Source organism: Lentzea sp. NPDC059081, assembly GCF_042738015.1.
In the GTDB taxonomy this organism is placed as follows: domain Bacteria; phylum Actinomycetota; class Actinomycetes; order Mycobacteriales; family Pseudonocardiaceae; genus Lentzea.
Map to the genome: position 1 here is coordinate 53,172 of NZ_JBHYGW010000011.1, position 20,456 is coordinate 73,627.

Annotated in this window: 20 protein-coding genes; 8 read left to right on the top strand and 12 right to left on the bottom strand. The window is 69.6% G+C overall.

The features are described from left to right. Positions 1-51: 51 nt before the first annotated feature. Both ACFWV3_RS24125 and miaB read right to left on the bottom strand, forming a co-directional pair. Entirely contained in the window at positions 52-522 is a 471-nt protein-coding gene (locus ACFWV3_RS24125) for a hypothetical protein (protein WP_382413875.1), read from the bottom strand. Beyond that, positions 519-2,000, bottom strand: a complete 1,482-nt coding sequence (miaB, locus tag ACFWV3_RS24130; RefSeq protein WP_382413877.1) for a tRNA (N6-isopentenyl adenosine(37)-C2)-methylthiotransferase MiaB — start codon at positions 1,998-2,000, stop codon at positions 519-521. The genes ACFWV3_RS24125 and miaB overlap by 4 nt, the downstream gene beginning before the upstream one ends. Positions 2,001-2,142: 142 nt before the next feature. Here miaB and ACFWV3_RS24135 point away from each other — a divergent pair, with 142 nt between their 5' ends. Beyond that, positions 2,143-3,057 carry a TAXI family TRAP transporter solute-binding subunit gene (locus ACFWV3_RS24135; protein WP_382413878.1) on the top strand — a complete coding sequence of 305 codons (915 nt, stop codon included), beginning with the start codon at positions 2,143-2,145 and terminating at the stop codon, positions 3,055-3,057. A 10-nt stretch (positions 3,058-3,067) separates the two neighbouring features. On the opposite strand, the gene ACFWV3_RS24140 is transcribed toward ACFWV3_RS24135, so the two are convergent. Both ACFWV3_RS24140 and ACFWV3_RS24145 read right to left on the bottom strand, forming a co-directional pair. Next, a complete protein-coding gene (locus tag ACFWV3_RS24140) occupies positions 3,068-4,453 on the bottom strand; it encodes a sensor histidine kinase (RefSeq protein WP_382413880.1) in 1,386 nt (461 codons plus the stop codon). A 54-nt stretch (positions 4,454-4,507) separates the two neighbouring features. Beyond that, positions 4,508-5,182, bottom strand: coding sequence for a response regulator transcription factor (locus ACFWV3_RS24145; protein WP_382413882.1), 675 nt, complete (start codon positions 5,180-5,182; stop codon positions 4,508-4,510). 159 nt (positions 5,183-5,341) lie between these two features. Here ACFWV3_RS24145 and ACFWV3_RS24150 point away from each other — a divergent pair, with 159 nt between their 5' ends. From ACFWV3_RS24150 to ACFWV3_RS24165, 4 genes are all read left to right on the top strand, one after another. Next, the gene (locus tag ACFWV3_RS24150; protein ID WP_174517896.1) at positions 5,342-6,070 is read left to right on the top strand and encodes an amino acid ABC transporter ATP-binding protein; all 729 of its coding nucleotides are present in this window, start codon (positions 5,342-5,344) and stop codon (positions 6,068-6,070) included. Between the two features lie 40 nt (positions 6,071-6,110). Next, on the top strand, positions 6,111-7,001 hold the full coding sequence (locus ACFWV3_RS24155) for a glutamate ABC transporter substrate-binding protein (RefSeq protein WP_382413884.1): 891 nt from the start codon (positions 6,111-6,113) through the stop codon (positions 6,999-7,001). A gap of 78 nt (positions 7,002-7,079) precedes the next feature. Beyond that, positions 7,080-7,727, top strand: coding sequence for an amino acid ABC transporter permease (locus ACFWV3_RS24160; RefSeq protein WP_382413886.1), 648 nt, complete (start codon positions 7,080-7,082; stop codon positions 7,725-7,727). Beyond that, the gene (locus ACFWV3_RS24165; RefSeq protein ID WP_382413888.1) at positions 7,724-8,590 is read left to right on the top strand and encodes an amino acid ABC transporter permease; all 867 of its coding nucleotides are present in this window, start codon (positions 7,724-7,726) and stop codon (positions 8,588-8,590) included. Before ACFWV3_RS24160 ends, ACFWV3_RS24165 begins: the two co-directional genes overlap by 4 nt. 60 nt (positions 8,591-8,650) lie before the next feature. On the opposite strand, the gene ACFWV3_RS24170 is transcribed toward ACFWV3_RS24165, so the two are convergent. Next, a complete protein-coding gene (locus tag ACFWV3_RS24170; protein ID WP_382413890.1) occupies positions 8,651-8,929 on the bottom strand; it encodes a hypothetical protein in 279 nt (92 codons plus the stop codon). Positions 8,930-9,054: 125 nt separating this feature from the next. Between ACFWV3_RS24170 and ACFWV3_RS24175 the strand changes: the two genes are divergently transcribed. Continuing rightward, on the top strand, positions 9,055-9,810 hold the full coding sequence (locus ACFWV3_RS24175) for a LuxR C-terminal-related transcriptional regulator (RefSeq protein WP_382413892.1): 756 nt from the start codon (positions 9,055-9,057) through the stop codon (positions 9,808-9,810). A 50-nt stretch (positions 9,811-9,860) separates the two neighbouring features. Here the strand turns inward: ACFWV3_RS24175 and ACFWV3_RS24180 are convergent, their stop codons facing one another. From ACFWV3_RS24180 to ACFWV3_RS24195, 4 genes are all read right to left on the bottom strand, one after another. Beyond that, positions 9,861-10,610, bottom strand: coding sequence for a succinate dehydrogenase/fumarate reductase iron-sulfur subunit (locus ACFWV3_RS24180; protein WP_382413894.1), 750 nt, complete (start codon positions 10,608-10,610; stop codon positions 9,861-9,863). Continuing rightward, positions 10,607-12,475 (bottom strand): fumarate reductase/succinate dehydrogenase flavoprotein subunit, encoded by a 1,869-nt coding sequence (locus ACFWV3_RS24185; RefSeq protein WP_382413896.1) that lies wholly within the window; start codon positions 12,473-12,475, stop codon positions 10,607-10,609. The genes ACFWV3_RS24180 and ACFWV3_RS24185 overlap by 4 nt, the downstream gene beginning before the upstream one ends. Before the next feature lie 9 nt (positions 12,476-12,484). Continuing rightward, on the bottom strand, positions 12,485-13,249 hold the full coding sequence (locus ACFWV3_RS24190; protein ID WP_382413898.1) for a hypothetical protein: 765 nt from the start codon (positions 13,247-13,249) through the stop codon (positions 12,485-12,487). A gap of 100 nt (positions 13,250-13,349) precedes the next feature. Beyond that, positions 13,350-13,640: a hypothetical protein gene (locus ACFWV3_RS24195; protein WP_382413900.1), complete on the bottom strand. Its 291-nt coding sequence runs from the start codon at positions 13,638-13,640 to the stop codon at positions 13,350-13,352. A gap of 227 nt (positions 13,641-13,867) precedes the next feature. Between ACFWV3_RS24195 and edd the strand changes: the two genes are divergently transcribed. Beyond that, positions 13,868-15,724: a phosphogluconate dehydratase gene (gene edd / locus ACFWV3_RS24200; protein ID WP_382413902.1), complete on the top strand. Its 1,857-nt coding sequence runs from the start codon at positions 13,868-13,870 to the stop codon at positions 15,722-15,724. Between the two features lie 143 nt (positions 15,725-15,867). Further along, positions 15,868-16,491, top strand: a complete 624-nt coding sequence (gene eda, locus ACFWV3_RS24205) for a bifunctional 4-hydroxy-2-oxoglutarate aldolase/2-dehydro-3-deoxy-phosphogluconate aldolase (RefSeq protein ID WP_382414220.1) — start codon at positions 15,868-15,870, stop codon at positions 16,489-16,491. 6 nt (positions 16,492-16,497) lie between these two features. On the opposite strand, the gene ACFWV3_RS24210 is transcribed toward eda, so the two are convergent. From ACFWV3_RS24210 to ACFWV3_RS24220, 3 genes are all read right to left on the bottom strand, one after another. Next, positions 16,498-19,026: a BREX system ATP-binding domain-containing protein gene (locus ACFWV3_RS24210; RefSeq protein ID WP_382413904.1), complete on the bottom strand. Its 2,529-nt coding sequence runs from the start codon at positions 19,024-19,026 to the stop codon at positions 16,498-16,500. A 234-nt stretch (positions 19,027-19,260) separates the two neighbouring features. Further along, positions 19,261-19,668, bottom strand: coding sequence for a zf-HC2 domain-containing protein (locus ACFWV3_RS24215; protein ID WP_382413906.1), 408 nt, complete (start codon positions 19,666-19,668; stop codon positions 19,261-19,263). A gap of 4 nt (positions 19,669-19,672) precedes the next feature. After that, a complete protein-coding gene (locus ACFWV3_RS24220) occupies positions 19,673-20,200 on the bottom strand; it encodes a sigma-70 family RNA polymerase sigma factor (RefSeq protein ID WP_382413908.1) in 528 nt (175 codons plus the stop codon). Positions 20,201-20,456: the final 256 nt, after the last annotated feature.

The window sequence follows — 20,456 nt, forward strand, 5'->3', positions numbered from 1 at the left end:
ACTCGCGTTCACCGTTTGACGCAAAAGGAATCGAGGAGGCGCCGGGATTCATTACAGCTGGGGCGGCCGCGAAGCCGCGATCTTCACCCACTTCACCAGCAGCACGATCACCGCGAGCACCGCGATGATCAGCCCGATGCCCGGACCGGGGCCGATGGTCTTGTTGCTCGTGGTCGTCTGCTGCGTCCAGATCGACAGCACACCGGTCACCGAGCCCGCGAACAGGCCGAGCGAGCACACCCACGCGAGACCCCAGCGCCGCACCGCGAGCGTGAGTCCGGACCCGAGCACGCCGATGCCGAGCGCGAAGAACGAGAACACCCGCGGCAGGAAGCTCGCCGACTCGCCGAGCACCACGCTCAGACCGGTCTCCTCCCCCACCCACGGCAGCACGAGCGACACCAGGATCGCCAGCACCGCGATCGACATCGTCAACGCGCCGGTGCCCGGGTCGATGCGCTTGGCGGCCTGCTGCTCCACCGAGTCGATCTCCTTGCGCAGGAACTCGTCGTGATCGCTCACTGCGCGGCGCACCCGGACACGGCGGGCAGCGGAGCCGGGGCACCGAACGACGGCAGGCCGAGGCCGATGCCCGCGGTCTTGGGCTTGATGCCCGCCTCGGACCGGTCGCCCGCCTTGGTGCGGCGCCACGTCAACGGCTCGCCGTCGGCGACGAGGTAGTGCGGCGCGCCGTACGTCACGACGGTCTCGACGACGTCACCGGGACGCGGCGCGGTGCTGCCGGGCGTGAAGTGCACGAGACGACCGTCGCGCGCACGACCGCTCATCCGATGTGTCTCGGCGTCGCGCTTGCCCTCGCCGGTGGCCACCAGCACCTCGACCGTGCGGCCGACCTGCTCGACGTTCAGCGAGTGCGTCATCTCGTTCTGCAGCGCCACGAGCCGGTCGAACCGCTCCTGGACCACGGCCTTGGGCAGCTGGTCCGGCAGGTCGGCCGCGGGCGTGCCGGGGCGCTTCGAGTACTGGAACGTGAACGCCGACGAGAACCGGGCCTGGCGCACCACGTCGAGCGTGCTCTGGAAGTCCTCCTCGGTCTCACCGGGGAAGCCGACGATGATGTCGGTGGTGATCGCGGCGTCCGGCATGGCGGCGCGGACCTTGTCGATGATGCCCAGGTACTTCTCGGTCCGGTACGAGCGGCGCATCGCCCTGAGCAGCCGGTCCGAACCGGACTGCAGCGGCATGTGCAGGCTGTGCGCCACGTTCGGCGTCTCGGCCATGGCGGCGATGACGTCGTCGGTGAAGTCCTTGGGGTGCGGCGAGGTGAACCGGACGCGCTCCAGCCCGTCGATCTCCCCGCAGGCGCGCAGCAGCTTGCCGAACGCGAGCCGGTCGCCGAACTCGACGCCGTAGGAGTTGACGTTCTGCCCCAGCAGCGTCACCTCCAGCACGCCCTCGTCGACGAGGGTCTGGACCTCGGCGAGCACGTCGCCGGGGCGGCGGTCCTTCTCCTTGCCGCGCAGCGACGGCACGATGCAGAACGTGCAGGTGTTGTTGCAGCCCACCGAGATCGACACCCAGCCCGAGTAGGCGGAGTCGCGGGCGGCCGGCAGCGACGACGGGAACGTCTCCAGCGCGTCGAGGATCTCGACCTGCGCCTCGGAGTTGTGGCGGGCGCGTTCGAGCAGCACCGGCAGCGAGCCGATGTTGTGCGTGCCGAACACGACGTCCACCCACGGCGCGCGCCGCACGATCTCGCTGCGGTCCTTCTGCGCGAGGCAGCCGCCGACGGCGATCTGCATGGCGGGGTTCTCGGCCTTGCGCGGCGCGAGGTGGCCGAGCGTGCCGTAGAGCTTGTTGTCGGCGTTCTCGCGGACCGCGCACGTGTTGAAGACGACGACGTCGGCCTGCTCGTCCTCGGCGGCCCGCGCGTAGCCGGCGTCCTCCAGCAGACCGGCGAGCCGCTCGGAGTCGTGCACGTTCATCTGACACCCGAACGTGCGGACTTGGAAGGTCTTCGGAACCTGCGCGGTACTCACGCCATCACGATAACCCCTGCTCAGTGGCCCATTTCCGGCGGAGTGGGCGAAGGGTGCCTTGACCAGGCACGACCGGGTGAGCCCGCGATGCGGACCTTTCGTCGGGTGCAACCACGCGCCGCCCCCGTGGCACGATGCGCAGGTGCTGGGACGAGTGCACGTCGCCGTGAGCCTGCTGACCGCCGCAACGGTCCTGACGGGCTGCGGCAGCACGCTCGAGAACGTCAAGATCACGATGGCGACCGGCAGCGAGGGCGGCGTCTACTACACCCTCGGCAACGGGCTCGCGGACATCTGGAGCGGGCGCCTGGGCATCGCGCGGCCGCAGGTCGTCGCGACCGCCGGGTCCAAGGACAACGTCGTGCGGCTGGTCAACGACCAGGCGCAGGTCGGCTTCTCGCAGGCCGACGCGGTCGACGGGGTCGAGGGCGCGGACAGGCTGCGCGCGCTGGCCCGGATGCACGACGACTACCTGCAGGTGATCGTGCGGGCCGACCTGCCGGTGACGAAGCTCGGCCAGCTGTCCGGCCTGCGCGTGTCGATCGGCGGGCGGGAGTCGGGCGTCGAGATCATCGCGCGCCGGCTGCTCAAGTCCGCGAACGTCACGCCGCAGGAGGTCAACCTCGGTCTGGACGACTCGGCGCAGGCGATGCGGGAGGGCAAGCTCGACGCGTTCTTCTGGTCGGGCGGCCTGCCGACGGGACGCATCACGCAGCTCACCAAGGAGCTCCGGGTGCGGATGCTCGACCTGCGCGACGACCTGGTGGCGTTCCGCCAGCAGTACCCCGTCTACGGGTCGGCGACGCTGCCCGCCTCCACCTACAACCTCCAGTCGGGGCCGGTCATCACGCTCGTGGTGCGCAACTTCCTGCTCGTCAACGAGAAGATGCCCGACGACGTGGCCGAGGCGTTGGTGCGGCAGCTGTTCGACGGGCAGCCGGACCTCGTGAAGGTGCACTCGGCCGCCCGCACCATCGAGCAGCGGTCGGCGATCGAGACGTCGCCGGTGCCGCTGCACAACGGAGCGATGCGCTACTACAGAGAAGCCAAAGTCTGATTCCCGGGGTTTAGACGGCCGGCAGCTCGACGACGACCTTCAGACCACCGTCCTGCGGCGACTCGAGCCGCACCGCGCCGTCCACCCGTTCGACGACGAGCCGCACGATCGACAGCCCCAGTCCCGACCCCGGCACGTTCTGGTGCGCGGGACTGCGCCAGAACCGGTCGGTCGCGCGCTCCAGCTCGTCGGCCTGCAGACCGGGTCCGTGGTCCGCGACCGACAGCGTCACGACACCGTCGGCCTTGCGCGCGTCGACCACGATCAGCGTGCCCTCCGGTGTGAACTTCAGCGCGTTGTCGAGCAGCGCGTCCAGGATCGTCTCGACCCCGCGCGGCGGTGCGAGCGCCATGCCCACGCGTTGCCCGTCCAGCACGAGGTGGACCTCCTTCGAGGCCGCCGCGGCCGCCCACGCAGACAACCGTGCCGCCACGGACTTGTCGACGTCGACCGGCACCGGGTCGACCGAGCTCGACTCCGCGCGCGCCATGGCGAGCAGCTCGTCGAGGATGCGGTTGAGCCGGTCCGTCTCGCTCAGCGCCTCGACCTGGTGCACCTCCGCCTCGTCGTCGACGTGTCCCTCCAGGTTGGACAGCCGAAGTTTCAGGGCTGTCAACGGGTTGCGAAGCTGGTGTGACGCGTCCGCCACGAACGCCCGTTGGGCGGCAAGCACATCGCTCACGTTCGCGGCCATCTGGTCGAACGACCGGCTGAGCTGCCGCAGCTCCGGCGGCCCGCTCTCCGCCCCCACCGGCGGCACCGGGCGCCCGGACACCACGGCGGCCAGCAGCTTGCCCGTCGCGTCGTCGAGCGCCTGCACCGGCCGCAACGTCCAGCGCACCACCGGCAGCGCCAGCAGCACCGCGAGCGCCAGCACCAGCAGGCTCGCCGCGAGCAGCAGCCCCCACCACGCCAGCACCTCGAAGCGGGTCTTGGACGTCGGCGAGAACGTGATCACCGCGCCGCGCACCTCGCCGTCGACCAGCACGGGTTCTGCCAGCACCAGCCGCGTCTCGTTCCACGGCATGAACAACGGCGGCACGACCGGCAGCCGGCCGGCCAGGGCCTTGCTGATCAGGTCCTGCACGGCGGCGTCGCCGAGCACGAGGTCGTTGCGCGAGGCCACCAACGGCACCGTCGGCGCGTCACGGGCCACGACCGCCACGCCGATGTCGTAGAGCTCGTCGTAGCGCTCCAGCTCCTGCCGCAGCACGGTCGGCTGGTCGTCGATCAGGGGCCGCTGCGCCAGCGACGCGAACCGGCTGGTGTCGGTGAGCCGGTCGAGGAACAGCTCCTGCTGCTCGGCGGCCGCCACCCCGCGCCCGAGCGGCAGTCCCAGTCCCACGAGGACCAGCACGACGAGCGCGAGAACCACGCCCAGCAACCGCGATCTCACGAGCCGTCACCCCACCCCGCGGCGACACGCCGACAGAAGATCACCCAATTGAGATCACACCTGGCCCAGCCGGTAGCCGACGCCGCGCACCGTCTCCAGCAACGCCGGCCGGCCCAGTTTCGTGCGCAACGTGGCCACGTGCACGTCGAGCGTGCGGTTGGCCCCCGACCAGGTCCTGCCCCACACCTCGGCGAGAATCCGCTCCCGCGTGCACACCGCCCCACCGGCGGCCATGACCAGCGCGAGCACCTGGAACTCCTTGCGCGACAGGGCGACCGATTCACCCGCCACGGTGACTTCGTGCCGCCCCAGGTCGACCCGCACGTCCCCGGTCTCGAACACCTCCGTGGACACCGATCCCACGCCCACCGGGTCGGCACCGCGCCGGCGCCGCACGGCGTGCACCCGCGCGACCAGTTCGCCCACGTCGTAGGGCTTGACCAGGTAGTCGTCGGCCCCGGCGTGCAGGCCGAGGATCCGGTCGTCGATCTCGCCCCGCGCGGACACCACGATGATCGCCACGTCGGACGCGGCCCTGATGGCGCGGCACAGCGTGACACCGTCCATGTCGGGCAGTCCGAGGTCGAGCAGCACCACGTCGACGCCCGTCAGGCGGTCGAGGGTGCCGCGGCCGGTGGCCTGCCGGTCGACGTGGAAACCCCGTCTGGTCAGGGCGGGGACCAGGGCTTCGGCAACCCTGTCGTCGTCCTCGACGAGCAGCACGCGCACTTTCGCTACCTCCCGGGCAACCGATGTCTGCCTGTGACAGAGTTGAGACCCTAAGTCTTGCTCAATGTCCTGGACTGGTGTGGTGGCGGACACCTAGGTTTCCGCCAACGCCGACGACCCCTGATGGAGGACTGGATGACTGCCGCCTCTGCCCCGCCGATGATTCGTGTGGCGGGCGTGGACAAGTTCTTCGGCCCGTTGCACGTGCTCAAGAACGTGCAGCTGGAGGTGCCGAAGGGGCAGGTCGTCGTCGTGCTGGGGCCGTCGGGTTCCGGTAAGTCGACGCTGTGCCGGACGATCAACCGCCTCGAGCCGATCGACTCCGGAGTGATCGAGGTCGACGGGCAGCCGCTTCCGGCTGAGGGCAAGGAACTCGCACGCCTGCGCGCCGACGTGGGCATGGTGTTCCAGTCCTTCAACCTCTTCGCGCACAAGACCATCGTCGAGAACGTGATGCTCGCTCCGACGAAGGTGCGCAAGACGCCGGCCGCCGAGGCCCGCAAGACCGCGATGGAACTGCTGGAGCGCGTGGGGATCGCCAACCAGGCGGACAAGTTCCCCGCGCAGCTCTCGGGTGGGCAGCAGCAGCGCGCGGCGATCGCCCGCGCGCTCGCGATGAAGCCCAAGGTGATGCTGTTCGACGAGCCCACCTCCGCGCTCGACCCGGAGATGGTCCAGGAGGTCCTGGACGTCATGACGGGCCTCGCGAAGGACGGCATGACGATGCTCGTCGTCACGCACGAGATGGGCTTCGCCCGCAAGGCCGCGGACCGGGTGATCTTCATGTCCGACGGCGAGGTCGTCGAGGACTCCACCCCGGAAGAGTTCTTCTCGGCCCCGAAGTCCAACCGCGCGAAGGACTTCCTTGGCAAGATCCTGACTCACTAGTAGTCAGCCCACTTCCAGAACGAATGGCAGGAGAAGGACGATGAGGGTTCGCACCCTTGCGGCGGTGCTGCTGACGGGCGCACTGGCCCTGACCGCGTGTGGCAAGGAGGGCAGCCCGACCGACACGGCGGCGCCCGCCGGTCTGTTCGAGGTCGCCAAGGACGTCAAGGTCGACGGCTCGCCCACCTTCGAGAAGGCGAAGGCGCGCGGCTCGCTCGTCGTCGGCGTGAAGGAAGACCAGCCGGGTCTCGGTTACAAGGACCCGACGACGAACAAGTACAGCGGTTTCGACATCGACATCGCGCGCCTGATGTCCGCGAAGCTGGGCCTCGACCCCGAGAAGATCCAGTTCAAGACGATCCAGTCCGCCGCGCGCGAGCAGGCGCTGATCAACGGTGACGTCGACTACTACGTCGGCACCTACACGATCAACGCGGGCCGCAAGGAGAAGGTCGGCTTCGCCGGCCCGTACTTCGTCGCGGGCCAGGACCTGCTGGTGAAGAAGGACAACACCGACATCACCGGCAAGGACGCGCTCAAGGGCAAGAAGGTCTGCTCGGCGACCGGCTCCACCCCGGTCAAGCGCATCCGCGACGAGAAGCTGACCGAGGACGCCAACATCCTCGAGTTCCAGGGCTACTCGCAGTGCGTCACCAAGCTGCTCGACGGTGAGGTCGACGCCGTCACCACCGACGACGCGATCCTCAAGGGCTACGCCGCCGCCGAGGAGGGCAAGCTGAAGGTCGTCGGCAAGACGTTCTCCAGCGAGCCGTACGGCATCGGTGTGCCCAAGGAGGACACCGCCCTGCGCGCCAAGTTCAACGACGTGCTGCAGGCCGCGCTCGACGACGGCACCTGGCAGAAGATCTACGACGGCACCCTGGGCAAGTCGGGTTCGTCCGCGGAGAAGCCGAAGATCGACCGGTACTGACGGTCTCCTAGTGGCCGGTGGATCCCGCGCGGGTCCGCCGGCCGTTCCTTTGAAGGCGGACGGACGGCAAGGAAACCGATGAGCGTCCTCACCAACAACCTAGATCTCTTCCTGCGCGCGTTCGGGCAGACGCTGCAGCTCTTCGCGATCTCCGGCGTGCTCTCGCTGCTGCTGGGCACGCTGCTCGCGGCCCTGCGGGTCAGCCCCGTCCCGGTGTTCCGGGGCATCGGCACCGCCTACGTGACGGTGCTGCGCAACACCCCGCTGACGCTGGTCTTCGTGTTCTTCCTCTTCGCGTACCCCCTGCTGGAGATCGTGAAGATCGAGCCCTACACCGCGGCCGTCGTCGCGCTGTCGCTCTACACCGCGGCGTTCGTCTGCGAGGTCGTGCGGTCGGGCATCAACACGGTGCCGGTCGGCCAGGCCGAGGCGTCCCGCGCGCTCGGTCTCACGTTCACGCAGATGCTGGGCAACGTCGTGCTGCCGCAGGCGTTGCGCTCGGTCGTGCCGCCGATGACGAGCACGATGATCGCGTTGCTGAAGAACACGACGGTCGCCTCGGGTTTCGCCGTCTTCCAGGCGGGCACGATCCGCGACTCGCTGTCGGAGCAGGGTGAGAACGTCCTGCTCGGACTCCTCTGGGTCGCGATCGGGTTCGTCGTCCTGGTCATGCCGCTGACGTACGTCCAGCAGGTCTTCGAGAAGCGGTGGAGCGTGGCCCGATGAGCATGGTGCTGTTCGACGTCCCCGGCCCGAAGGCCCGCGTGCGTCACAAGATCATGGCCGTCGTCGGCATCGCGGCGATCCTCGCGGCGATCGTCTACGTCGTCATGCGCTTCATCGCCACGGACCAGTTCTCGTCCCGCAGGCTCGACTGGTTCAACTACAAGCAGATCCAGCTCTCCCTGCTCGACGCGATCGGCAACACGCTCAGCGCGTTCGCCGTCGGCGCGGTGCTGGCGCTGGTGTTCGGCGCGGTGTTCGCCGCCGCCCGCCTGTCCGACCACGGCTGGGTGCGCGCGCCCGCGGCGGTGATCGTCGAGATCTTCCGCGCGATCCCGCTCGTGGTCATGATGTTCTTCTTCTACTACGGCCTTCCCGTGGCCGGGGTGAAGCTGAGCGCGTTCACCGCGGTCGTGATCAGCCTGATGCTCTACAACGGCTCGGTGCTCGCGGAGATCTTCCGCGCCGGCATCAACTCGCTGCCGAAGGGCCAGAGCGAGGCCGCGTACGCGCTGGGCATGCGCAAGACCCAGGTGATGACGCTCGTGCTGCTGCCGCAGGCGTTGCGGGCGATGCTGCCGACCATCATCAGCCAGCTCGTCGTGCTGCTGAAGGACACCGCGCTCGGCTTCCTCATCACGTTCGAGGAGCTGCTGCGGTGGGGTACGCGCATCGGTGGCGACGCGGTGAACTTCGGCCGGCCGATGATCTCGGTGATGATCGTGGTCGCGCTGATCTACATCGGACTGTGCCTGCTGCTCACGTGGCTCGCGAACTACCTCGAGAAGCGCAACCGCCGCAACAAGAAGGTCATCCACACCGACGACGAGCCGGCGGACCTGGTCCTCAACGAGGTCAAGGTCTGACCACCGCCGCACCGGTGCCCAACGGGGCGCGTCCACTTCGGACGCGCCCCGTTCTCGTCTCTACGAGTAGACGTTCCAGTCGACGACACCGGTCCAGCCGGGCTCGGCGCCGACGACCGCGAGCGAGAACGCCGTGCCCGCGCGGAAGTTCGCGCCGACGCGCCGGCGCGACCGGTCGCCCGCCGGGAAGACGACCGGGCTGCCCGCCACCCGCAGGTCGCCGTCGCGCAGGCACCGGACCTCGAGGTCCACGGGGCTCGACGTGACGCGCAGGTAGACGTCCGAGCCGTCGGCGGTGATCGTCCTGACGCCGAGCAGGTCCTCCGATGCGGTTCGCATGTCGTCGAACCTAGCGGCGCGGGCGGAACCGGGGCGTCTCACGGACAGTGGATCTCCCGTCAACTTTCGCGGTACGCTCCGGGTTGGGGGAACTGCCGCGGTGACGTCACCTGATGAGGGGCGTTGTGACGCGTGTACTCGTGGTCGACGACCAGCCGCTGTTCCGCGCGGGCCTGGTCGCGTTGCTGAACGCGGCACCCGGACTGACGGTCGTCGGCGAGGCCGCGGACTCCGCCTCCGCCGTGCCGCAGGCGGAGTCGTCCCGGCCGGACGTGCTGCTGGCCGACATCCGGCTGCCGGGGCTGACCGCCCTGAAACGCGCCGCCGCACCGGCCAGGCTGCTGATCCTCACGACGTTCGACCTGGACGAGCACGTGCACGCGGCGCTGCGGCTGGGTGCCGCGGGGTTCGTGCTGAAGGAGGCCGAACCGGCCAGGCTGATCGCCGCGATCACCGCCGTGGCGGCCGGGGAGATGCAGTTCGGCCCGACCGTCATGCGCCGGCTCGTGGCGGCGTACCTGAAGGGCGAGGCGGCGGTGTCGCGGTGCGGTCCGGTGGGCCTGGAGGAGCTGACCGGCCGGGAACGCGAGGTGCTGCGGCTCGTCGGCACGGGGCTCACGAACGCCGCCATCGCGGAGGAGCTGACCGTCACCGAGGGCACGGTGAAGACGCACCTCAACCGCGTGATGACGAAGCTGCGGCTGACCAGCCGGGCCCAGGCCGTGGTGGTGGCCTACGAGTCCGGGCTGGTCATCCCGCGGCCAGGCCCTGTCCTGCGAGCCTCGTCCGCGACAGTCGCGGCCGAGGGCCACGGAGGCGGCACCGCCGCACCACCCGAATACGCCCGGTATGAGGACGCTGCGGCGGCACCGCCTCCGTGACGCTCGACCGTGACTCTCATCGAACGGACTCACAGGACAGGGCCTGATCGTCAGGACCGCCTGAAGAGCTTGTTGCCCAGCCAGACGATCGGGTCGTACTTGCGGTCGGCGACGCGCTCCTTCATCGGGATGAGCGCGTTGTCGGTGATGTGGATGTGCTCGGGGCAGACCTCGCTGCAGCACTTGGTGATGTTGCAGAGGCCGAGCCCGTGCTGCTCCTGCGCCTGGTCGACGCGGTCCGCGGTGTCGAGCGGGTGCATCTCCAGCTCCGCGACCCGCATGAGGAACCTGGGCCCGGAGAACGCCTCCTTGTTCTCCTCGTGGTCACGCACCACGTGGCAGGTGTTCTGGCACAGGAAGCACTCGATGCACTTGCGGAACTCCTGCGAGCGCTCGACGTCGACCTGCTGCATCCGGTACTCGCCCGGCGCCAGGTCCTTCGGCGGCGCGAACGACGGCACCTCGCGCGCCTTGGTGTAGTTGAAGGACACGTCGGTCACGAGGTCGCGGATGATCGGGAACGTCCGCATCGGGGTGACCGTGATCGTCTCCCCCTCCTCGAAGGTCGACATCCGGGTCATGCACAGCAGGCGCGGGCGGCCGTTGATCTCCGCGGAGCACGAGCCGCACTTGCCCGCCTTGCAGTTCCACCGCACCGCGAGGTCCGGTGCCTGGGTGGCCTGCAGCCGGTGGATGATGTCGAGGACGACCTCGCCCTCGTTCACCTCGACGGTGAAGTCCTCCAGCGCACCGCCGGAGTCGTCACCGCGCCACACCCGGAACTTCCCCTGGTAGCTCATGACAGCTCCTCGGCGGTGAGGTACTTCTCCAGCTCGGTGCGGTCGAACAGGTCGAGCAGGTCGTGCCGGATCGGGATCTGCGGCTTCTCCGCGACCTCCGCCCCGGTGTCGGACGCGGTGCAGACCAGCAGCTTGCGCCGCCACTCGGCGTCCATAACCGGGTGGTCGTCGCGGGTGTGCCCGCCGCGCGACTCGGTGCGCAGCAACGCGGCCTTCGCCACGCACTCCGACACGAGCAGCATGTTGCGCAGGTCCAGGGCGAGGTGCCAGCCGGGGTTGAACTGCTGGTGCCCCTCGACGGTGAGCGACCGGGCCCGTTCCTTGAGCTTCTCCAGGCGCTGCAACGCCTCTTCCATCTCGCCCTCGCGCCGGATGATGCCGACGAGGTCGTTCATGGACTGCTGCAGCTCCATGTGCAGGGTGTACGGGTTCTCCCCGCCCTCCTGCTGGAACGGGTTGAGCGCCGTCGCCCGCGCCTCGGTGACGGTCTCCTCGGCGACCGCGGGACGGTCGGTCAGCGCCCGCACGTACTCCGAGGCGCCCGCACCGGCGCGTTTGCCGAACACCAGCAGGTCCGACAACGAGTTGCCGCCCAGCCGGTTCGAGCCGTGCATGCCGCCGGAGACCTCACCGGCGGCATAGAGCCCCGGTACCGACGAGGACCCGGTGTCCGGGTCGACCTCGACGCCGCCCATCACGTAGTGGCAGGTCGGCCCGACCTCCATCGGCTGCGCGGTGATGTCCACGTCGGCCAGTTCCTTGAACTGGTGGTGCATGGACGGCAGCCGCCGCCGGATCTCCTCGGCGGGCAGCCGGGTGGAGACGTCGAGGAAGACGCCGCCGTGCGGTGACCCCCTGCCCTCCTTCACCTCGGAGTTGATGGCGCGGGCGACCTCGTCGCGCGGCAACAGCTCCGGAGGGCGCCGGTTGTTCGCCTGGTCGGTGTACCAGCGGTCGGCTTCCTCCTCGTTGTCCGCGTACTTGTCCTTGAAGACCTCGGGGATGTAGTCGAACATGAACCGCTTGCCGTCGGAGTTGCGCAGCACGCCACCGTCACCGCGCACGGACTCGGTGACGAGGATGCCCTTGACCGACGGCGGCCAGACCATGCCGGTGGGGTGGAACTGGATGAACTCCATGTTGATCAGCGAGGCGCCCGCGCGCAGGGCGAGCGCGTGGCCGTCGCCGGTGTACTCCCAGGAGTTCGAGGTGACCTTGAACGACTTGCCGATGCCGCCGGTCGCGAGGATCACCGCCGGTGCCTCGAAGAGCACGAACCGGCCGGACTCGCGCCAGTAGCCGAACGCCCCGGCGATCTTGTCGCCGTCCTTCGCGAGATCGGTGACGGTGAACTCCTGGAACACCCGCAGGCGTTCCTCGTAGTCCCCGAACTCCTTGAAGTCCTCCTGCTGCAGCGACACGATCTTCTGCTGCAGCGTGCGGATCAGCTCGAGGCCGGTGCGGTCGCCGACGTGGGCGAGGCGCGGGTACTCGTGGCCGCCGAAGTTGCGCTGCGAGATCCGGCCGTCCTTCGTGCGGTCGAACAGCGCGCCGTAGGTCTCGAGCTCCCAGACCCGTTGCGGCGCCTCCTGGGCGTGCAGCTCGGCCATCCGCCAGTTGTTGAGGAACTTGCCGCCGCGCATGGTGTCGCGGAAGTGCACCTGCCAGCTGTCGGAGGAGTTCACGTTGCCCATGGCGGCCGCGATGCCGCCCTCGGCCATGACGGTGTGGGCCTTGCCGAACAGCGACTTGCAGAGAACGGCGGTGCGCAGGCCGTGCTCACGGGCCTCGATCGCGGCACGCAGACCGGCGCCACCCGCGCCGATCACGAGAACGTCGAACGAATGCCTTTCCAGCTCGGGCAAAACCACTCCTTAGTTGATGAAGCGGAGGTCGGAGATCGTTCCCGAGGCGACCAGCGCGACGTACAGGTCCGTGAGGCAGACGAAGATCAGCGACGCCCACGCCAGCTGCATGTGCCGGTTGTTGAGCTTGGAGATCTGCGTCCACATCCAGTAGCGGACCGGGTGCTTGGAGAAGTGCTTGAGCCGCCCGCCCGCGATGTGGCGGCACGAGTGGCACGACAGCGTGTAGGCGCCCAGCAGGCCGACGTTGACCAGCAGCACGATGTTGCCGAGCCCGAGGCCGGTGCTGAAGGCGGAGATCGCGTCGTAGATGTTGACCAGCAGCAGGATCGACGCCGCGTAGAAGAAGTAGCGGTGCAGGTTCTGCGCGATCAGCGGGAACCGGGTCTCGCCCGTGTACTTGCTGTGCGGCTCGGCCACGGCGCACGCGGGCGGCGACTGCCAGGCGGCGCGGTAGTAGGCCTTGCGGTAGTAGTAGCAGGTGATCCGGAACCCCAGCAGGAACGGGATGATGATCACCGGCGGGGTCAGGAAGCCCGGCAGCGCCGGGAACCACTGACCGAAGTGGGACGCCGCCGGCACGCACTCCTCGGTGAGGCACGGCGAGTACATCGGTGTGAGGTAGTGGTACTGGTCGACCCAGTAGTAGTCCCCCTGGAACGTGCGGAACGCCGCGTAGATCGAGATGAGCAGCAGGCCGACGAACGTCGTCAGCGGCGGCAACCACCATCGGTCCGTGCGCAGAGTCCTGGCGGCGATCTCTGCCCTCGCCATTGATCACCTTTCTGGGGGTCCACGTCGTTGTGGAGGAACGCTTCCCGGCGGAAACGGGTACGGCCCCCGCGTCAGGCGGGGGCCGTGTGATCAGCTCTGATCAGGACCGGTTGCGGTAGCCACCGAGTCCTTCGTCGTCCGCGTCCTTCCACAACGACTCGTCGTAGGGCGTGTCGGGCACGACCACGACCTCGCGCTCCACCCGCGGCGCCTCGCGCTGCCTGGGGGTGCTGAGGTCGACGAGTTCGGTGGCGTCGATGTCCATGCGTTCCACGTCGTTGGCCAGTCGTTGGACCGCCGGGACGTCGCCATACCTGGCGCGCAGGTTGCTGACGGCATGCCGCATCTGACCGATGACCCGGCGCAGCTCGACGATCTCCGTGGAGTTCATGGGACACCTCCGTTCCAAGGTCGTGCCCCGCACTCTGCCCAATCTCAAGCCATGTGACAAGGACCACACGCCAAGATTCAAAACTGGATTCCTCCCAGCTACTGAATCGTTTTTGTGTCTACGACCAGCCATGACTTACTGTGTGTGGCGTCACGCCCGTCCGTGGGACGCCACCGTTGTCGTCTCGTGAGGGCCCCACCACGGCCCGTGATGACCCGGAGACCCCCATGACCGAACTGCATCCCGTTCTGACAGAGGTGACACGCAGGATCGCCGCCCGCAGCGCGGACTCCCGCCGTGTGTACCTCGAACGTGTGGCCGCGGCCGCGCAGGACGGCACGTCCCGGTCCGGCTTCGCGTGCAGCAACCTGGCGCACGGCTTCGCCGGAATCACCGGTGGCGACAAGGCGGCCCTGCGAGCCCTGCGCAAGTCCAACGTCGCGATCGTGTCGTCGTACAACGACATGCTGTCGGCCCACCAGCCGCTGCAGGAGTACCCGTCCTGGATCAAGGACGCGGTCCGCGCCGTCGGCGGCGTGTCCCAGTTCGCGGGCGGCGTGCCCGCGATGTGCGACGGCATCACCCAGGGCCGTGACGGCATGGAGCTGTCGCTGTTCAGCCGCGACGTCATCGCGATGTCGACCGGGGTGGCGCTGTCGCACGAGATGTTCGACGCCGCCGTGCTGCTGGGCGTGTGCGACAAGATCGTCCCGGGCCTGCTGATCGGCGCGCTGTCGTTCGGGCACCTGCCGTCGATCCTGGTGCCCGCCGGCCCGATGTCGTCGGGGCTGTCGAACAAGGAGAAGGCCCGCGTCCGCCAGCTGTACGCGGAGGGCAAGGCGTCGCGCGACGACCTGCTGGAGGCCGAGGCCGCCTCGTACCACTCCCCCGGCACCTGCACGTTCTACGGCACCGCGAACTCGAACCAGATGGTCGTCGAGGTCATGGGCCTGCACCTGCCGGGCGCCTCGTTCGTGCCGCCGGGCACCGGGCTGCGCCGCGCCCTCACCGAGCACGCGGGCCGCCGCGCCGTCGAGATGGCCAAGGGCGAGGGCTACACCCCGATCGCGCACATCGTCGACGAGAAGGCCGTGGTCAACGGCGTCGTCGCGCTGCTGGCGACCGGTGGCTCCACGAACCACACGATGCACCTGGTGGCTATCGCCGCCGCCGCGGGCATCGAGCTGAGCTGGGACGACTTCTCCGACCTGTCGGCCGTCGTGCCGCTGATCGCGCGGGTCTACCCGAACGGCAGCGCGGACATCAACCACTTCCAGGCGGCGGGCGGCGTCCAGTTCGTCGTCGGCACGCTGCTCGACGCCGGGCTGCTGCACGCCGACGTGAACACCGTCGTCGGCCACGGCCTGGACCGCTACCGCCAGGAGCCGATGCTGGCCGACGGCGAGCTGATCTGGGTCGACGGCCCCGGCCGGTCGCTCGACACCGACGTGCTGCGCCCCGCCTCCGACCCGTTCGCGTCCGACGGCGGCCTGCGGATGCTCTCGGGCAACCTCGGCCGCGCGGTCATCAAGGTGTCGGCGGTGGCGCGGGAGAACCACGTCGTCGAGGCGCCGGCCCGCGTGTTCACCACGCAGGAGGCGTTCCAGGAGGCCTTCAAGGCCGGTGAGCTCGACCGCGACGTGGTCGTCGTCGTCCGCCAGCAGGGTCCCCAGGCCAACGGCATGCCCGAGCTGCACAAGCTGACGCCGCCGCTGGGCGTGCTGATGGACCGCGGCTTCAAGGTCGCCCTGGTGACCGACGGCCGCATGTCCGGCGCGTCGGGCAAGATCCCGGCCGCCATCCAGCTGACCCCGGAGGCGGCGGTGGGCGGCCCGCTCGGCCGGGTGCGCGACGGCGACGTCGTCCGGCTCGACGCCACCGCCGGGACGCTCGAGGTCCGGGTGCCGCTGGAGGAGCTGGCCGACCGCCCGCTGGTCGACTTCCCGCCGGCGAGCCACGAGTGGGCGGGCACGGGCCGTGAGCTGTTCGCGGCGCTACGCCGTACCGTCGGACCCGCCGACCGCGGCGCGACGGTGTTCGGCCCCATCACCGCCGACCACTTCGCCCCGGTCACGCACCACTGACGACTTCGTCGCGCACCACCGACGACCTCGTCGTCCCGCCTCGAACCGGGGCGGGGCGACGAGTGGCAATATCCGATATATCGGTTTTGGATCTTCAAGACGGGCAAGGAGTGCTTCTCGTGACCAACGGTGACAGTCTTCGGGTGACCACCGGGGCGGACCTGCTCGCGCTGTCCCCCGTCATCCCCGTCGTCGTGGTCGACGACGCCGACCACGCCGTGCCGCTCGCCAGGGCGTTGCTGCGCGGTGGCGTCCGCGTCATCGAGCTCACCCTGCGCACCCCGGCCGCGCTCGCCGCGATCGAGAACGTCGCGCGGGAGGTGCCGGAGATCGTGATCGGCGCCGGCACCGTCACCGCGCCGGAGCACGCCGAGCAGGCCGCGAAGGCCGGGGCGGCGTTCCTCGTCACGCCCGGCACGACCGACCGGGTCCTCGACGCCGCCGACGCGACCGGCCTGCCGTACCTGCCGGGCGCCGCGACGGTGTCCGAGGTGCTGCGGCTGGCCGAGCGCGGGCTGGACGCGCTGAAGTTCTTCCCCGCCGAGGCCGCTGGCGGCGTCGACTACCTGAAGTCGATCGGCGGACCGGTCCCGCACGTGCGGTTCTGCCCGACCGGCGGCATCACCCCGCAGAGCGCGCCGAACTACCTCGCGCTCGCGAACGTCGGGTGCGTCGGCGGGTCGTGGCTCGCCCCCAAGGACGCGCTGAAGGCAGGCGACTGGGACCGGATCGAGACGCTCGCCCGTGAGGCTTCGCAGCTCGGCTGATCTCCTCTAGGACCACAGGGCCGCCACGAGCTCGGCACGTCCGTTGATGCCGAGCTTGCGGTAGGCGCTCGACAGGTGCAGCTCCACCGTGCGGCGGGTCAGGTGCAGGGTCTCGGCGATCTGCCGGTTCGTGAGCCCCTGCGCCGCCATCCGCGCGACCCGGTTCTCCTGCTTGGTGAGGCCCTGCACCTGGTCGTCGCCGCCGTCGATCTCGTCGCCCGCGAGCTTGGCCAGCGGGTGCGCGCGCAGGTGCCTGGCCAGCTCGAACGCCTGCCGCAGGTGCGTGGCCGCCGCGTCGGCGCGTCCCTGGCGCCGCAGGTGGTGGCCGAGCCAGTACGACGCCTGGGCGTGCAGCATCCGGTGCGGTGACGACGCGAGGAGCTGGTCCGCCTCGGCGAGGACGTCGACGTCGTCGGTGCTGATGCCGACGCTCATCAGGGCCGTCCCGACGACGCGCGTGGACCCCCACCGCTTGGCCAGGTCGAGCTCCTCGTGCGCGAGCCGGGCGGCGTCGTCGCGGTTGCCCTGCGCCAGGTACGCGCGCACGGCGTGGTGGCGCCACGGGATCAGCGCGGGGTTGGGCATCTCGCGTGCGGCGAGCCGCCGGCCCGCCTCCAGCAGGTCCTCCAACGCGCCCTCGGAGTGGCACGACGCGAGCTTGAGGCGGCCGCGGGCGTAGACGACGTTGATGTGCTGCACGAGGTCGCCGTCCTCGGCGACGAGCGGTGCGGCCTCGTCGAACTGCCCGAGCTCGACGCACACCTCGGCGAGCTTGGCCTTGGCGAGCAGCACGGCCGGGCAGTCCGCGCCGCCCGTCTTCACCGGGGACGACAGGAACGTGTAGGCGCGGGCGAGGTCGCCGCCGTGGTGGAACTCGGTGCCGCGGGCGATCATGCTGAGCATCCCGCGGCGCAGGTGCGGGTCGTGCGAGACGCCCGCGCTGCTCAGCGAGAGCCAGTACCTGCCGCTGTGCCCGGGGTCGTCGGCGAGCACGGGCAGCAGGAACGTGAACAGGTACGGCTCGGCGAGCAGGTCGACGTACTCCCCGTCGAGCGCCTCCAGCGCCCGGTCGACGGCGTCGGCGGACGAGTCGCCGTCCTTCGCGTTGCCGATCGCGAGCAATGCCGACCGCACGCGCCGCAGCTTCGGATCCGCGGGGACGTCGCGGATGAGGTCGTCGTAGTACTTGCCCGCGCAGTTCGCCATCTGCGTGTCGCGGTTCGCGGCGACCAGGTACGTCGTGCAGACGATGTTCCAGACCAGGTCGCGGTCCTCGGGCAGCAGCCGGGCGATGACCAGGATCGCGATCGACGCGGCGAAGTAGGCGTCCGAGCCGGTGCACATCCGTTGGATCAACGACAACGCGACGTTCGCCGCGAGGTGCGGGTCCTCGCACCCGGCCAGTGCGTCGCGCACGCGGTCACGGCCCTTCGAGCGGTCGGCGAGGTGCTCGACGTGACCGAGCTCGACCTCGACGGCGAGCCGGTCCTCCTCGGACAGGTGCTCGTCGAGCGCGCGTTCCAGGTGCTCGACGCCGCCGAGCTCGCGCAGCAGGCCGACGGCCCACGGCAGGCGGACGGACCCGGCGCGCAGGACGTGCCCGGCGACGTGGTGGGCGGGGGCGTCGGCGTCGAACAGCAGCCGGGCCGCGCGGCCGTGGGCGGCGGAGCGGACCGCGACCGGCATGTCGGCGAGGATGCTGTTGCGCACGAACGGATGCCGGAACGTCAGCGGGTCGGTGTCGGCGAGCACGCCGAGGCGGACGAGCGTGTCGACGGCGGGCAGCGCGTCGAACCCGGTGAGCGCGGACAGCAGGTCGAGTCCGGCGTCACCGCCCAGCACCGCGGCGGACCGGGCGACCTCGGCCGCGCCGGCGTGCTCGCGCAGCCGCATGCCGATCATCTCGCCGACCGCCGCCGACCCGTCGCCCTCCTCGCGCAGCAGGGCGTGCAGCAGGTACGGGTTGCCGCCGGTGAGCTCGTGGCAGCGCCGCGGGTCGCGGCCGGTCAGCTCCGCGATGGCGTCGACGCCGAGTCCGTCGAGGTCGACGCGCACGGGATGGGCGCCGGTGATCTCGGGCAGCGTCACCTCGTCCGTGGCCAGGTGGCCCTGGGCCGCGCCGAGCACGATGACGACGGGCAGGTCCCGCAACCGCGGGCGCAGGTAGGCGAGCGCGCGCTTGGAGAACGTGTCGGCGAGCTGCACGTCGTCGATGACCAGGACCGTCGGGGTCTTGCGCGCGGACTCCGCGGCGCGCGTGTACAGCTGTTCGAGGTCGTGTTCGTCGGCCAGGCACGGGGCGAGCTGGCGCACGACCGCGCCGGGGAGATGGCTTTCCAGCCGTGCGCTCTTGGCGAGGCGGACGGCGAAGCCGCGGTCACGGGCGTCGGCGGCGAACGCGTCGAGCAGCGCCGTCTTGCCGATGCCGAACTCGCCGGTCACGACCGCGCACGAGCCGGATCCCAGCAGTGCGTCGTCCAGCAAGCGTCGAAGTGCCGAGAGCTCCGCGTCCCGGCCGAGCAGTGGAGATGTCACCTCTGTCCACTCCTGCCTTCGGTACCGAGAGGACCGCAGGTCGAAGGTTCCGGTCTTCCTTCGGTGCCGACCGTAGAGACCTGCGCTTCGTGGTCGGGCAAACTTACCCACAGGTAACGGTCAACGGAACTGCGAGCTGGTCGCAGTGGTGAGCGGGTACGAGCGATGATCTTCGCCAGGCTGGTGCGCGGGTGGGTCAGCCTCGCCTGCCTGCTCGTGGCCGCCCGGTCCCGTTCAGACGCTCCCGAACAGCGGAAACGGCTCGGCGTGAGCGGGTTCCGCGCGCAGGACGGAGCTGCGTTCGACGGGATTGTTGACGTGCGAGGACAGCGACTCCACGACGGACAGCACCGCGGCGACGGCCACGACGACGCCGGCCGCCACCACCAGGATCCCCCGCGTGACGCGGAACGGCGTGCGCACGACGGGGCGCAGCGCGGGTCGCAGCACCGGCACGAAGACGCCGAACTCGGCCGCGTCGTCCTGGCAGTTCCCGCACCCGGCCAGGTGCCGGGAGAAGGCCACGTGCTGGGCGGGGTCGAGCACCCCGAGCACGTAGGCGGCGACATCACCGCACGGGCCTCCGTCGTCCGCGCGGTTCTCGTCGTCCGGGCCGCCGTGATGTGGTTGACGGGTCACCATCCCGCTAGCTCCTGTCCTGCAGCGCCCGGCGGATCGTGTGCATCGCCTTGTACAGCCGGGACTTGACGGTTCCTTCCGGCACTCCGAGGACCAGCGCGGCTTCCCTCACCGTCCGGCCCATGACATACGTTTCATAAATAGCCGAACGATGCTCATCACTCAATTGGCGTACCACCTCGGTAATGACCATCACGGAAAGTGTCTCTTCGATGCCGTCCGGAGATTCGGCGATGTCCGGACGAAGCAATTCGACTTCCTGCGGACGCGCCTGCCGGCTGCGCCACCCGTCGATCACAATGCGCCGCGCCACCGTGCCGAGCCAGCCGCGCAACATCCCAGGTTCACGAACGAGATTCGCCGAGTTCTGCCACGCCCTGATCAAAGTCTCCTGAACGACGTCTTCCGTCCACTGGCGGTCGTAGTTGGTCAGGCAGAGGACCTGCGAGAACAACGCCCGCTGGAACTGCCCGTAGAGCAGCGTGAGCAATTCATCGTCCTGCCGGGCCTGTGCGACGTTGCCCTGATCAACCATGAAGCTCGCGACCTCCCCAGATTTCGGCGACGTGTTCGCTTCGGGCGGCAGACCTAGCGACTCGGTGGCCGAGCGTGGAATCGAGCCGAGAGTACCCCGCGAACGCGAAAACTTCTCGGGTACGTAAATCGACCACCAATGGTTCGCGAAATGTTGTGTGACTCACGTCACAGTGTCATCTGACCTGGGTCCGTGAACCCCGATCCCACCTGCGCGTATCACCTTCGAAGGCAGCTCGATCGCGGGAGGGAACGGG